The organism is Ruegeria sp. HKCCSP351 (assembly GCF_017872535.1).
Taxonomy (GTDB): Bacteria; Pseudomonadota; Alphaproteobacteria; order Rhodobacterales; family Rhodobacteraceae; genus Ruegeria.
Window position 1 is genome coordinate 187,185 of the sequence record NZ_JAEDOV010000007.1, and the last position, 13,394, is coordinate 200,578.

At 58.0% G+C, this 13,394-nt stretch carries 15 protein-coding genes; 6 read left to right on the plus strand and 9 right to left on the minus strand.

Going from position 1 to position 13,394, the window contains the following annotated elements:
* Positions 1–36 precede the first annotated feature (36 nt).
* Genes I9182_RS15660 through I9182_RS15690 form a run of 7 tightly spaced genes read right to left on the minus strand, consistent with a single transcriptional unit; the run spans position 37 to position 5,458 of the window.
* A complete protein-coding gene (locus I9182_RS15660) occupies positions 37–936 on the minus strand; it encodes a lysophospholipid acyltransferase family protein (protein ID WP_209598883.1) in 900 nt (299 codons plus the stop codon).
* 40 nt (positions 937–976) lie between these two features.
* On the minus strand, positions 977–1,246 hold the full coding sequence (locus I9182_RS15665; protein ID WP_209506323.1) for an HPr family phosphocarrier protein: 270 nt from the start codon (positions 1,244–1,246) through the stop codon (positions 977–979).
* Between the two features lie 16 nt (positions 1,247–1,262).
* A complete protein-coding gene (locus tag I9182_RS15670; RefSeq protein ID WP_209506320.1) occupies positions 1,263–1,655 on the minus strand; it encodes a PTS fructose transporter subunit IIA in 393 nt (130 codons plus the stop codon).
* Positions 1,652–2,533: an RNase adapter RapZ gene (rapZ, locus tag I9182_RS15675; protein WP_245222670.1), complete on the minus strand. Its 882-nt coding sequence runs from the start codon at positions 2,531–2,533 to the stop codon at positions 1,652–1,654. The genes I9182_RS15670 and rapZ overlap by 4 nt, the downstream gene beginning before the upstream one ends.
* Positions 2,530–3,000, minus strand: a complete 471-nt coding sequence (locus I9182_RS15680; protein ID WP_209506316.1) for an HPr kinase/phosphatase C-terminal domain-containing protein — start codon at positions 2,998–3,000, stop codon at positions 2,530–2,532. Before I9182_RS15680 ends, rapZ begins: the two co-directional genes overlap by 4 nt.
* Positions 3,001–3,003: 3 nt before the next feature.
* Entirely contained in the window at positions 3,004–4,722 is a 1,719-nt protein-coding gene (locus I9182_RS15685; protein ID WP_209598885.1) for a sensor histidine kinase, read from the minus strand.
* A gap of 31 nt (positions 4,723–4,753) precedes the next feature.
* Positions 4,754–5,458 (minus strand): response regulator transcription factor, encoded by a 705-nt coding sequence (locus I9182_RS15690; RefSeq protein ID WP_209506312.1) that lies wholly within the window; start codon positions 5,456–5,458, stop codon positions 4,754–4,756.
* A gap of 343 nt (positions 5,459–5,801) precedes the next feature.
* Here I9182_RS15690 and I9182_RS15695 point away from each other — a divergent pair, with 343 nt between their 5' ends.
* From I9182_RS15695 to I9182_RS15705, 3 genes are all read left to right on the plus strand, one after another.
* Positions 5,802–7,400 carry a phosphoenolpyruvate carboxykinase gene (locus I9182_RS15695; RefSeq protein WP_209506310.1) on the plus strand — a complete coding sequence of 533 codons (1,599 nt, stop codon included), beginning with the start codon at positions 5,802–5,804 and terminating at the stop codon, positions 7,398–7,400.
* Positions 7,401–7,682: 282 nt separating this feature from the next.
* Positions 7,683–8,069 (plus strand): hypothetical protein, encoded by a 387-nt coding sequence (locus tag I9182_RS15700; RefSeq protein WP_348540404.1) that lies wholly within the window; start codon positions 7,683–7,685, stop codon positions 8,067–8,069.
* A gap of 33 nt (positions 8,070–8,102) precedes the next feature.
* Positions 8,103–8,648 carry a hypothetical protein gene (locus I9182_RS15705; RefSeq protein WP_209598886.1) on the plus strand — a complete coding sequence of 182 codons (546 nt, stop codon included), beginning with the start codon at positions 8,103–8,105 and terminating at the stop codon, positions 8,646–8,648.
* A 4-nt stretch (positions 8,649–8,652) separates the two neighbouring features.
* Here I9182_RS15705 and I9182_RS15710 read toward each other — a convergent pair whose 3' ends face one another.
* A complete protein-coding gene (locus I9182_RS15710; RefSeq protein WP_209598887.1) occupies positions 8,653–9,417 on the minus strand; it encodes a sulfite exporter TauE/SafE family protein in 765 nt (254 codons plus the stop codon).
* A 144-nt stretch (positions 9,418–9,561) separates the two neighbouring features.
* Here I9182_RS15710 and I9182_RS15715 point away from each other — a divergent pair, with 144 nt between their 5' ends.
* From I9182_RS15715 to I9182_RS15725, 3 genes are all read left to right on the plus strand, one after another.
* The gene (locus I9182_RS15715; protein WP_209598888.1) at positions 9,562–11,253 is read left to right on the plus strand and encodes an acyl-CoA dehydrogenase family protein; all 1,692 of its coding nucleotides are present in this window, start codon (positions 9,562–9,564) and stop codon (positions 11,251–11,253) included.
* 251 nt (positions 11,254–11,504) lie between these two features.
* A complete protein-coding gene (locus I9182_RS15720) occupies positions 11,505–12,059 on the plus strand; it encodes a hypothetical protein (protein ID WP_209598889.1) in 555 nt (184 codons plus the stop codon).
* A gap of 40 nt (positions 12,060–12,099) precedes the next feature.
* Entirely contained in the window at positions 12,100–12,492 is a 393-nt protein-coding gene (locus I9182_RS15725; protein ID WP_209598890.1) for an META domain-containing protein, read from the plus strand.
* Here I9182_RS15725 and recO read toward each other — a convergent pair.
* Positions 12,476–13,201, minus strand: a complete 726-nt coding sequence (recO, locus tag I9182_RS15730; RefSeq protein ID WP_209598898.1) for a DNA repair protein RecO — start codon at positions 13,199–13,201, stop codon at positions 12,476–12,478. The two genes, I9182_RS15725 and recO, sit on opposite strands and share 17 nt — an antisense overlap.
* Positions 13,202–13,394 lie beyond the last annotated feature (193 nt).

Below are 13,394 nucleotides of genomic sequence, written 5' to 3' on the forward strand. Positions count from 1 at the left end.
TTGCCAAGCACGGTGTCGGTCAGATGAAGACACGGGTCAGGATTGACCTGACTTGTCCAGCGACATTGTATGGTTTCTGAGCCACGTCATGAAACCACGCGGGTCACGTTCCAGCTGTTCCATGTCCTGATCCGAGATCGGATTGCCGATGACCGGCGATTGCGGTTTTTTGCACGAGCGGACGATTTCGTGCAGCAACAACCCTTGCCGGAGGATCGGCGACAGCTTGTTGGCTATCTGGTACCAGCGCGAGTTGCTGCCGGGAAAGAAAATAGGCAGCACGCGCGCACCCGAACGGCGGATCATCTTTGCAGTGAAAACATTCCACTCGCGCTCGACTGCGGGGCCGAACCAGTCATCCGAGGACATGACGACGCCGGACGGGAACAGCGCCACGACGCCGCCGTCTTTCAGATGGTCCATCGCCTTGCCACGCATTTCCAGCATCTTGGCCTGCGCCTCGGGGTCATGCGGAAACGGAACCGGGATCATGAAAGACGTCGCGGCCTCATCAAGACCCGTCAGGACCGAGCGGGTCAGAATGCGATAATCACTGCGGACCCGCCCGATCAACTCGGCCAGAATCATACCGTCCACCATCCCGTGAGGGTGGTTGGCAACGACAACCACGGGGCCGGTTTTTGGGATACGGGCGATCTGTTCTTGCGGTGTGGTCAGGTCAATCCCCATCACCTCAAGCGCGCCGCCCCAGAACCGCTGCCCCCGGTAAAGTTCGTTCTTTTTCTCGAATTTGTTAACCATCCGCAGAATGGTCAGCTTGCCCGTACACCATTCGATTGCGCGAATGGCCGTCGAAGTCCAGGCATCGTCGAAAGAGTTCGCATAGGTCAGAGTTCTACGATCGTAGATCTCGCCCTGATCTGCGGTCCCATCCACCACCGGGCTTGTCTTGGTCTCGTGCGTCGTTTCCGCCAATTCCTGGCCTTCCCGTTCTTTCTGTCCTGGCGAGGGCGGCTTAGAACCCCTCTCCGAACTTGTCGTTCACAAGCGCTTCCAGAGCTTCTGCCAATGCTTCAGCATCCGGTCCGGAGGTCTCGACGTCAATAGTTGTTCCGCGTGATGCTGCCAACATCAAAAGGCCCATAATACTGTCGCCTGACGCAGAAATCCCGTCCTTCGACACCTCGGCATGCGCATCGAAACCTTCCACAACCTCAACCAGCTTCGCCGAAGCGCGGGCATGCAGACCTTTTTCATTTATTATTTTCAGGCTTCGAGTGGTCATATTCATCAATCCGATTTTAGTCCAATGTCACATTTTGCGCATTGATGTATTTCCGTCCAGCTTCCATTGCCTGACGAACAGCATCACCAACGGGTAAGTGGCGGCTTTTGGCCAATTTAATGAGCATTGGCAGGTTTGCCCCATACAATATCCGCCGATCCTGAGGGGCGCAGGCCCGCAGACTCAGATTTGAAGGGCTGCCGCCGAACAGGTCGGTTACAACAACAACACCGTCGCCCATATCCACTTCGTCAGCCGCACGACAGATTTCCGCCTGTTTTTCATCCCTGTCGTGGTCGGGTTCGATCGCAATGGCCACAAGGCCGGGCTGCGGTCCGACCACATGCTGTGTGGCGGCCAGGTATTCCTGGGCCAAACCGCCATGCGCAACGATCACTATTCCGATCAATCCGACCTCACACTCAACGACCGACGTTCCATCTCGCGATGCCTAATTGCCACCTGCTGCCCGTCCTCTGCAAGGGCCTTTGCAACGGCTTCCGCCATTGTGACGGATCTGTGTTGCCCACCCGTGCATCCGAAAGCTACCGACAGATGTGCTTTTCCTTCGGCCCGAAAGGCCGGCAGCAACAAGGTTAGCAAATCCATCACCCGTCCAAGAAAGGGTTCGTAATTCTTATCCGATTGGACATAGCGCGCAACGTCCGAGTGTCGCCCATCCGCGGCCCGCAACTCGGGGCGCCAATAGGGGTTTGCCAGAAACCGGCAATCAAAGACCATGTCCAACCCGCGGGGAAGGCCCCGCTTGTACGAAAACGACTCGATTGAAACTGCCAGATGTCGCCCCCCTTGAGGCGCAAACCAGTTTTCAACTTCTTCCCGTAACTGGTGCACGTTCAGTTGGCTTGTATCGATCAGGGTATCTGCAATTTCGCGAATGGGGGCCAACAGCTCTTTTTCGCGCTGAACGCCGGTCTCAGGGCTGGCATCTTTGGCGACGGGATGCCGCCTGCGGGTTTCCGAAAACCGGCGCACCAATACGTCATCACTGCAATCCAGATACAGAACGGTCAAATCCACCCGCGCCATGCGGCCCAGGCTTTCGGCCAGTTCGATAAACCCTATTGTCGAGAAATCGCGATTGCGGGCGTCAATGCCCAGCGCCATTGGGCGGTCGCTGTCCGCACTGTCCAGCAGGCGCAGCAACAGGCCCATCGGCAGATTGTCGATGGCCTCAAAACCCAAGTCTTCCAGTACATGAATGGCTGTGGATCTTCCCGCCCCTGATGGGCCTGTTACCAGCACGATCCGCCGTTGCTCTGTCATTTGTTCGGCCATTCCGGGTGTACACGCCCATTCTTCAGAAGCTGCATCAACGCTGCGGCCAAGTTGGGCACGCCCGCCCCACGAAGCAAGGGAACAGTTTGCCCCAGCAACATGATTGTCGCCTCGGCAGGCAATCTCTGTGGTTCGTTTTGATCCAGATCCATAACATAGTCCAACGGAACCGGCCCGAATACATCCGCTTTGATCAAACCAATGTGACGGGCCTCAATCAAACCCTGTATCTGCGGCACGGCAGCGGCAATGACCTGATTGTCCCGCCTTGACAGGTCGACCCGATCATCCGCGACCAGACCCGCCCCATAGGCCATCATCTGCAGTGCTAGAGCCGATTTTCCCGCGCCCGAAGCGCCGACAATCAAAAGCCCGCGCCCGGCCACTGTTACGCATGAGGCATGAACACAAGCGCTGTCCCGGTCTTTGGCGTCTGACAGAGAACCTGCTTGCATGAGTTATACAGGTAACCCCACTACAAAGCGTGCCCCTAGCGGGTCTGATGTGATATCCGCTTCGGTCGGGCGGATGTTCTCAGCCCAGATTACGCCGCCATGGGCTTCGACAATCTGTTTCGAGATGGCCAGACCAAGCCCCGAATTGTTGCCGAAATGCTCTGCCGGGCGTTGCGAATAGAAACGCTTGAACACTTTGGTCAAGGCCTGTTCCGGAATACCTGGCCCGGTGTCTTCGACCACGACAAGAACACGGTTGTCTCGCTGACGTACCCAGACGCGGATCGCATCACTTTCTTCACAGAAGGAAATGGCATTGGTGATCAGATTGACGAACACCTGCGCCAGCCGTGCCTCAAGCCCGTTGATGACAATCGGTTCGGATGGCAGATCGGTGATATAGTCGATCCCCTTGGACCGCGCGTCCTCTCCCAGATATTGACCTATATTGCCAATCAGCTTGAGCAGATCAAAGGGTTGCTCTTCTTCCTTAACCAGTTCCGCATCAAGACGTGACGCGTTCGAGATGTCGCTGACCAGCCGGTCCAGGCGCCGAACGTCATGTTCGATTACACCCAGCAGCTTGTCACGCTGATCATCGCGCTTGACCATGCGAAGCGTGCCAACAGCAGATTGCAGGCTGGCCAGGGGGTTCTTGATTTCATGGGCGACATCAGCGGCGAACTGTTCGTTTGCGTCAATCCGATTATACAGAGCAGTCACCATGCCCCGCAGAGCGCGGCTGAGGCGACCGATTTCATCCGGACGGGCGCTAAGATCAGGTATGCGAATGCGCCCCGGATTGACCCCTGTGCCCCGATCCTTACCCATTTCGGCCGCTGCGGCCAGGTCTGCCAATGGGTTGGCGATGGTCGAAGCCAGCACAAGGCTCAGGCCCACCGAAACCAGCAAAGCCACCACGAACATTTGCAGAATGCGCTCCTGCTCGCGGCGGGCCAGTGCGTCGATCTCACCGGCGGGGCCTGTGATGGCAACTGCTCCGGCAGGGGTATCCTCGTAAAGGATCGGCGCAGCCGCAACAATAACGGTCTCACCTGCGGCGTCCTGAACTGCCTGAACCTGCCTACGGCCTGCAAGCGCCTGCGGGATAATTCCCTGTACCCGCTGCGCCAGCGTCGGCGCCTCGACCTCGGTCGACCAGTTGAGCAGGTTCGACACACCGATCCACACCGCGTTCAGCGTGTCGCTGATCACTGTGCTGCCGGTTTGCAGCTCGGAATTGGTTTGCAGAAGAACCGGCATGGCCGATGCCTGGGGGGCGCCGCGTGTCCAGCCAATCAGGGTGCCACTGGCGTCATAAACAAAGACTTCCCCGCCTTCAGGAAGTGTCAATCCAGACAGCGTATCTCTGACGTCGAGGTTACCGGCATCCTGCGCCGTGTGCGCCGCACCCTGCCGCAGTTGGGTTTCAAAGACGTTGCTGACCAGCTGCGCATCGCCAAGCAGATTGCGCGCCGTTTGCTGAACCGTCTCTTTCCGCGAATCGTCCAGATACAGCAACCCCGTAACCAGGATCACCAGCGCGATCAGATTAAAGGTGATGATCTTGCGCGCCAAAGGCGAGCCTCGCAGAGAAAACAGGTTCCTCTGGGACCGCTTTTCCCTCAGTTCCGCTGACTCGGAATCGTCGGGAATGACCCAGTCATCCCCGAGAACGACGTCACCGTCACGTAGTTCGCTGGCTGCTTCGGTGTCGCGCACGAGAGCCCATTACCCCTTGCTGGCGTCGCGCCTATTCTTCGTTGTACCGATAACCGATACCATAAAGGGTTTCGATCGCCGAAAACTCGGGATCAGCCGCGCGCATCTTCTTGCGCAGACGCTTGATGTGGCTGTCGATCGTCCGGTCATCCACATAAACCTGATCGTCATAGGCCACATCCATCAGCTGATCGCGGCTTTTGACGAAACCCGGACGCTGGGCCAGTGCCTGAAGAAGCAGGAATTCGGTCACGGTCAGGGATACATCATTCCCTTTCCAGCTGACCGCATGGCGCAGCGGGTCCATCCGCAAGTCGCCGCGTTCCATAACCTTTGTGTCGTTGCTATTGGCCGTAATCGCGTCGCCGCTTGTTGCCTCTTGCCGACGCAGCAGGGCGCGGATGCGCTCAACCAGCAACCGTTGCGAAAAGGGCTTCTTTACATAGTCATCCGCGCCCATGCGCAGACCCAGAACCTCGTCGATTTCATCATCTTTCGAGGTCAGAAAGATCACCGGCATCTGCGTTTTCTGACGCAGCCGCTGTAGCAGATCCATGCCATCCATACGCGGCATCTTTATATCGAGCACGGCCATATCCGGCAGCTTTTTGTTGAACGCATCCAACGCGGCCTGGCCATCATTATAAGTTTCAACCTCGAAACCTTCGGCTTCGAGTGTCATGGATACAGACGTCAGAATGTTTCTATCGTCATCCACAAGTGCAATCTTTGACATCGGGCTCACCCCTATTCCTGCTCACTCGCGCAATAATTCGCTTATTTGTAAGGCATTGTTGGCGGTTTTAAGACGCCGAATCAATCCGTAACTGCGAATCGTGCCTTTGTTGCGGCAGGCCTGCGGCAAATTTGCCTTTATGGCCGCAAAAATATGCCCGGTTCTCGGTCATTGAATTTGTGATGGCGCTAAACCCGGACTTGGTTGCGCTAACTGCGTCAAACCCGCCTGTTCATGTCCTGAACGACCGTGGTAAGACGCGCCCAACCGCCGGTTTTCCCGGTACACTGCCCCAAAGGCGCCTCAGGCCCAAAGCCCCGCGCCGCCACAGGAGAAGACACACATGACATCTGGACGGGTTAACCCGCAATTCCGCCTCGAGGATCAGGGCATCGAGGGTCTGGGCAATGTCTATTATAACTTCATGGAACCGGCGCTGATCGAAGAAGCGCTGAAGCGCGGCGAAGGTACACTTGGAAATGGCGGTGCCTTTCTGGTCACCACTGGCAAGTTCACCGGTCGCTCGCCCAAGGACAAGCATGTCGTCAAAACCAGCAGCGTGGCTGACACTATCTGGTGGGAAAACAATGCCGAGATGAGCGCCGAGGGATTTGACGCCCTCTACCAAGACATGCTGGCCCATATGAAAGGCCGCGACTATTTCGTGCAGGACCTCGTCGGTGGCGCCGATCCGACCTACGCGATCAACGTGCGCATGGTGACCGAGCTTGCCTGGCACAACCTGTTCATCCGTCACCTGCTGCGCCGCCCCGACCGCGAAGATCTGGATGATTTCACGGCTGACTTCACCATCATCAACTGCCCCAGCTTCAAGGCTGACCCGGCCAAGCATAACTGCCGCAGCGAAACAGTGATCGCATTGAACTTCGACCGCAAGCTGATCCTGATCGGCGGCACCGAATATGCGGGCGAGAACAAAAAATCCGTATTCACCCTGCTGAACTACATGCTGCCAGAAAAAGGCGTGATGCCGATGCACTGCTCGGCCAATCATGCAGTCGGCAACGCGGTCGACACCGCCGTTTTCTTTGGCTTGTCCGGCACTGGCAAGACAACCCTGTCCGCCGATCCGTCGCGCACGCTGATCGGAGATGACGAGCATGGGTGGTCGGATCGGGGCACCTTCAACTTCGAAGGCGGCTGCTATGCCAAGACCATAAACCTGAACGCCGAGGCCGAGCCGGAGATTTACGCGACCACCACGAAATTCGGCACCGTGATCGAAAACATGGTCTTTGACCCAGAGACCAAGGAACTGGATTTCGACGACGACTCGCTGACCGCGAACATGCGTTGCGCCTATCCGCTTGAATACATCTCGAACGCCTCGAAAAGCGCGCTGGGTGGTCATCCAAAAAACATCATCATGCTGACCTGCGATGCCTTTGGTGTACTGCCGCCGATCGCGCGGCTGACGCCTGCACAGGCAATGTATCACTTCTTGTCGGGCTTCACTTCAAAGGTGGCCGGGACCGAGCGTGGCGTAACCGAACCGCAACCCACCTTCTCGACCTGCTTCGGCGCACCGTTCATGCCGCGCCGCCCGGAAGTCTACGGCAATCTGCTGCGTGACAAGATCGCCCAGCACGGCGCGACCTGCTGGCTGGTCAACACAGGCTGGACCGGTGGCGCCTATGGTGTCGGCAGCCGGATGCCGATCAAGGCCACCCGTGCCCTGCTGACCGCAGCGCTGGATGGTTCGCTGCGCGACGCCGAGTTCCGCAAGGACGCCAATTTCGGCTTTGACGTTCCCGTCTCTGTTCCGGGCGTCCCCGAAGTTCTGCTTGACCCGCGTCGGACCTGGGATGATCAGGCCGCTTTCGACAAGCAGGCCGAGAAACTGGTGCAGATGTTTGCCGAGAACTTCGAGCAGTATCTGCCATTCATTGATGACGACATCAAAGCCGTCGCAATCGGATAAAAGAAAAAAGGGGCCGCTGGGCCCCTTTCTTTTTGCCGATCCGCAGCTCCTTTAGCCGCCCACTAAATACTCATCTTATAGTTGTATGTCATTAAATGCACATACAAGTGCGTTGTTTCAAAGTGCGATCTGCGCTAGGCATATTTACTGTTGAGACGAAAAAGCCCGGCACATTCGCGCCGGGCACTGACTGAAAGGACTTTGTGGAAGCTCATATGCGCACACTCACAACGCTGAATTGAGCAACCTAATCAGGCTTCTAGTCTAAGTAAACGGGGATGAGTGTCAACATGGGACTGGCTGATTGGTATTGCGATCAGCGTGGTTCAAATGGTCGCGGACAGGCCGCAGTTGGCACAGAAAACAACAGGTAACACCATGACGGAAATCTCGAAACTCACCGAACTACGCAAACTGATGCAAAGCATGGAGCGGACGCTTGGGCTGGAAAAACTATCTCCGGTTGAGCGCGACATCTACTACGCCGCGGAAGAGCTTTCAAAATCCACTCAAGAAGTGCGTACGTTCGGTTTGATTGAGCATACTTTGGTTCAAAGCATTTCGCGCCCAACTTTTTTCCGCGCGCTGAAATCGCTGGTTGAAAAAGGCTATCTTTCGCAAAGCGGCAGCGCCAATCGCGGGCGGTACATCGTTCATGCCCCCAGATGATGCGCCCCATGCGCGCACGATGCGGTAATTGCGATGCGCGGCTGGGCGACTGACACCCTTGCGGCTTCACTGGCTTACGTGCTTGCGTCGATACTGACCTTCGCTGTGCTGATGCCAATGCAGAACGTGTTTTTTCCGGAATACCCAAGCCGGGCGAGCCTGCTGTTTTTGCCGCATGGCGTCCGGGTTCTGTCGGCCTGGTTGCTGGGGTGGCGCGCAGTATTTGCATTGCTGCCGGGTGTGTTCATCGTCTTTGCCTATCTGGCGGGAACGGATGTTTTCCTGCCCACCCGCCTGCTGGCAATTGCTGTCGCGGTCCTGACGGTTCCTGCGGTTTTCTATCTGCTGAAGGCTGTCGGATGGGACCTGTTCCCCAACCCGAACCGCAAACCCTGCTGGATTTGCGTTATGGGCGTGGGCATAGCCACATCCATTCTGGTCTCTGGCCTGACCAATCTGGTCTTTGGCAGTGCAACGGTTGAATACATCGCCTTCCTGATCGGCGACATCTCGGGCCTGTTCTTTCTGATGCTGGGTCTCTACTTCGCGTTCCGGTTTGCCGACGGGCGACCGGGCTAGCGCCTTAGCCCATCAGGCCACGCCGCAGCAGGTTCAAGCCCGCCACAAGTAAAACGAACAGCGTGGCCTTGCGAAAGCTGGCCTGATCGATGCGATCCTGCAATTTCAATCCGACCCACATCCCCAGCATGGCAGGAACGATCAGGATCACTGAAAACGGAACCGTTTGCACGCGCAGAATACCGGACCAGACATGCGCGGACAGTAACATGACCGCGCCCAATCCATAGATGACGCCCTGAATTCGGATCTGCTCTGCCTTCGGGGTATTCAAGGCCGTCAGATAAGCAACTGTGGGGGGACCCCAGATGCCCGACATGCCACCCACGAACCCGGCGACGCCGCCAACAATGGCCTCAACACCGGTTGATGGATGATTTAGCACCAGCCTGACGCCCAGAACCTGCACAAGGGCGAAGAAGGACACGAATGCGCCGATCAGCAGCAGGAAGACCGAGCCGGGCACCAGCGTAACCAGCTGTGCGCTCAGTACCAGAAAAATACCGCCAACGACCAGGAAAACCCGAAACCGGCGAATGGAGCGGAGTGCGGCGCTGGCGCCCCCGCGAAAAGCTTGAACGCCATTGGTGACAAGGGTCGGCAGAATAAGCCCTGCCAGGGTCAGATCTGGCGGCAGAAACGAGTTCAGGCCAGATACAAACACCATGGGCATGGCAAATCCAACCATGCCCTTGACCCATCCGGCGGCAAAGGCAACGGCGATGGCAAGTAACAGCTCTTGCGGCGACAGAAGGGAAAACAGGTCCATGCCTTCTAGATATCATCTGGATTTTCTTCTGCATTGCAAAAATGATAAGGTAATTTTTGAACTTTCTAGCAGTAAAATGAGTATTTTTGTTGCGCTGCACGTGCAGCATGATATGACCAGACGACCGAGGAAAGGACGCGATTCATGGCCCATGACGGACAGGATATGACCCAAATGACAACTGATGCAGTTTTGCCCGATCTTCTGGACTTAACGCGGGCCGCCGTGCCTGCTGTGGACGCCGTTTTTGAAAAAGCCCGCGCATCCGTGCGTGGCATGGTGACCGCCGAGGGCCGGGTTTCTGGCGCACTGATCGAAGCAAATCAGACTGCTGCGCATGGTCTGGCCTGGCTGGCGACATATTCTCAGTCGCTGCAACAGATGCAGCGCTGGGCCGAAGCGCTGCAAGCCGAAGGCAAATTTGGCGAGATCGAGCAGTTGCTGCACCAGATCGCGTTCGGCGAATATCTGCACCAGGTCGCGGGCGGTATTCCGATGAACCAGGGCGAGGTGGTGCGTCTTCAGGACTTGGGCCTTGGCTGGGATGCGCTGTCGGGCTTTCAGTCGACCGAAGTGCAGACCCTGATGGCGCGGGCCAATTCTCAGGCTGCGCGCAGCCGTCTGGTTGCACTGATGCAGGATCAGGCCGGCGCTACGATGTTCGGCGCGTCCGGTCTGGATGAAGAGCTTGAGATGATCCGGGACCAGTTCCGCCGCTACGCGCAGGAAAAGATCGAACCAAACGCGCATGACTGGCACCTGAAGGATGAACTGATTCCGCTGGAAATCATTGAAGAACTGGCGGAAATGGGCGTTTTCGGCCTGACCATCCCCGAGGAGTTCGGTGGATTCGGCCTATCCAAAGCGTCGATGTGCGTGGTGTCCGAGGAACTGTCGCGCGGCTATATCGGCGTGGGTTCGCTGGGGACCCGATCCGAGATTGCGGCCGAGTTGATCATCGCAGGCGGCACCGACGCGCAAAAGGCACAGTGGTTGCCAAAGATTGCCAGCGCCGAGATCCTGCCGACCGCCGTTTTCACGGAACCCAATACCGGTTCAGACCTTGGCAGCCTGCGCACGCGCGCGGTCAAGGATGAGAATGGCGACTACAAGATTACCGGCAACAAGACCTGGATCACCCACGCCGCGCGGACCCATGTGATGACCCTGCTGGCGCGGACCAACCCCGACAGCACCGACCACCGCGGCCTGTCCATGTTCCTGGCGGAAAAGACACCGGGCACTGACGAGAACCCCTTTCCCACACCCGGCATGACCGGTGGCGAGATCGAGGTGCTGGGCTATCGCGGCATGAAGGAATACGAGCTGGGTTTTGACGGCTTCCATGTCAAGGGTGAGAACCTGTTGGGCGGCGAAGAAGGTAAAGGTTTCAAGCAGTTGATGGAAACCTTCGAAAGCGCGCGCATCCAGACCGCTGCCCGCGCCATCGGCGTGGCACAGTGTGCGCTGGACATCGCCATGCAATATGCGATCGACCGCAAGCAGTTCGGAAAATCTCTGATCAACTTCCCGCGCGTGTCCGGCAAGCTGGCTATGATGGCGGTCGAAATCATGATCGCGCGTCAGCTGACCTATTTCAGCGCATGGGAAAAAGATCACGGCCAGCGCTGTGACCTTGAGGCCGGTATGGCCAAGCTGCTTGGTGCACGTGTGGCCTGGGCTGCGGCGGATAACGGGTTGCAGATTCATGGCGGCAACGGCTTTGCGCTGGAATACAAGATCAGCCGCGTTCTGTGTGACGCGCGTATCCTTAACATTTTTGAAGGGGCTGCCGAAATTCAGGCACAGGTCATCGCACGACGTCTGCTCGGGTGACCCATTTCCGCAGTCCTGTTTCCCCGACTGGCCCGGCGCTTGCGCCGGGTCTTTTTCCTGTATTGTACAATCTGTACGCGGTCCGAACCGTGCAGAGTACGTTTTGTACAAAACATTCCAATGCCCCTCGTGGCCCGCGTGACGGTCACAAATGACCCACGTGTTTCAAAACTTCCCCCTTTGATCCCGCCCCTTTCACCGGTAGAGCATCAGCCGGACACGAGACGGAAAAATAACTTTTGGGAAACCGCATGACCCGATCTTTCCTTGCCATGTGCGCTGTTCTTGCCGCTCTTGCTCTGGTGGCTTGCACCACCCCGCAGCCGACGGTGAGCCGGAACGATATTGATGCGCTGGCGCAGTCGATCCAGGCGCTTGGGCCAGATGTTAATCCGGCCGAGGCACAGCAAGCGGCCACGATTGCCTATACCTATTCGCAGCAGCTGAAGCAGGACTGGAACGTCACCGACCCGGCGATCATCCACAATGCCAAGATCATCAACGGGTTCCGCGAAAAGGGTCTGTGCAATGACTGGGCCGAAGCCATGACCAAACGCCTGCGGCAGGAAAATTTCCGGACGCTGGATTTGCATTGGGCCACGTCGCCGCCGACCCCGCTGCGCATCATCCACCATTCGGCATCGATCAGCGCCAAGGGGGACACGATGTATGATGGCATTATCCTAGACCCCTGGCGCTACAGCGGTGCCTTGTTCTGGGCGCCGGTGCGCGAGGATACGCGATACAACTGGGCACCCCGGCTGGAAGTGCGCGAGCGGCTTCTGAACGGGTCTTTGCCCTACTGACCCGGTTCCGCCGATAGGGCTGATACGCTAGAACCCTGCCATGACACGCCTGATCCTGACCCTGCCTTTGATGGCCCTGTTTCAATGCGACAGGGATGAAACCGTCGCCGCCTATGGCGCGGCAGACCGGACATGGGCGTTGCAGGAGATCGACGGACAGCCCTTTGCCGCCAGCGCCCTGCTTTGGTTCCCAGAAGAGGGCAGGATCACCGGAAATGCCCCCTGCAACAGCTATGACGGCATGCTGAACGCGCCCTACCCGTGGTTCGAAATTCAGGACCTGAGAGCAACGCGGGCCGCCTGCGCCGGGCTTGAGGCCGAAGGGGTCTATTTCGCCGCCCTTTTGGCCATGACCCAATCCGAAGTGTCGGGCGATGTGCTGATCCTGCGCAATGAGGACGGGCACGAAATGGTGTTTACAGCCGCCGAGTGACCTGATCCACAAACCGCGCGCGCGCCTCGGGCAAAGGGTTATGCCCTAGCGCAGGGGCGACGCGGTGGTTCAGGAAATACCCGGTTGTGCGCAAAGCTTCGGCAATCTCGGCATCCGGCGCGGTGCCTTCGCCCCGCAGGCAGGGTGGCAGCGGCAACATCTTGTCTGCCCAATCCCCGGCCCCTTTGGCACTGACGGCGCGCCCGGTCTTGGGCGACACATAGATCAGCCCCTCGGTTGTGCCGGTCGCGGCGCAGGCAGTCAGATCAAGGCCAAAGCCAAGCTCGTCCAGCAGCGCCAGCTCCCATCGCAGGTAGGCCAGCGGCCAGATCTCATCCTGTCCCAGCAGGTCCATCAACCGCTCGGTCCGGGTATAGAGCGCGGGGTGCGCCTCCCGTTCAGGCAAGCAGAAGGTCAAAAGCGACACGACGGCGTTCAGCCCGGACAGGGCCAGCCGCCCGGAAAACGCCGCCGCCGCGCGCGAGCGCAGGGGTTCGACCTGAAAGGTGCCGATATGTTCTTCCAGCCGCGCACGCCACAGCACGTCCAGCTGCGCGCCGGGTTGCAGGATTGGTGCGATCTTGCGGCTGGTCCCGCCCCGCACCACACCGGCATGACGCCCGTGGGATTCGGTAAAGACCTCGATAATCGCCGAGGTTTCGCCGTGGCGGCGAGAGGTCAGTAGAATGCCGTGATCGCGCCAGTCCAATTCGGGGTCCTGTCGGTGAATAAGTTGTGGTGTTCCCAGAAAATCGTGAAGGGGTCCGTTCTGCAATGGTTTTACACATCAAACGCGGAAAGATACGTCAATCGCTTGGTCCTACCGCAGGGGGCTAGTAATCTAAGTGGATGGGGTGGATGGCGTCTGCAGCCAACCGTCGCGCTTTGCGGCAAACTGCAGA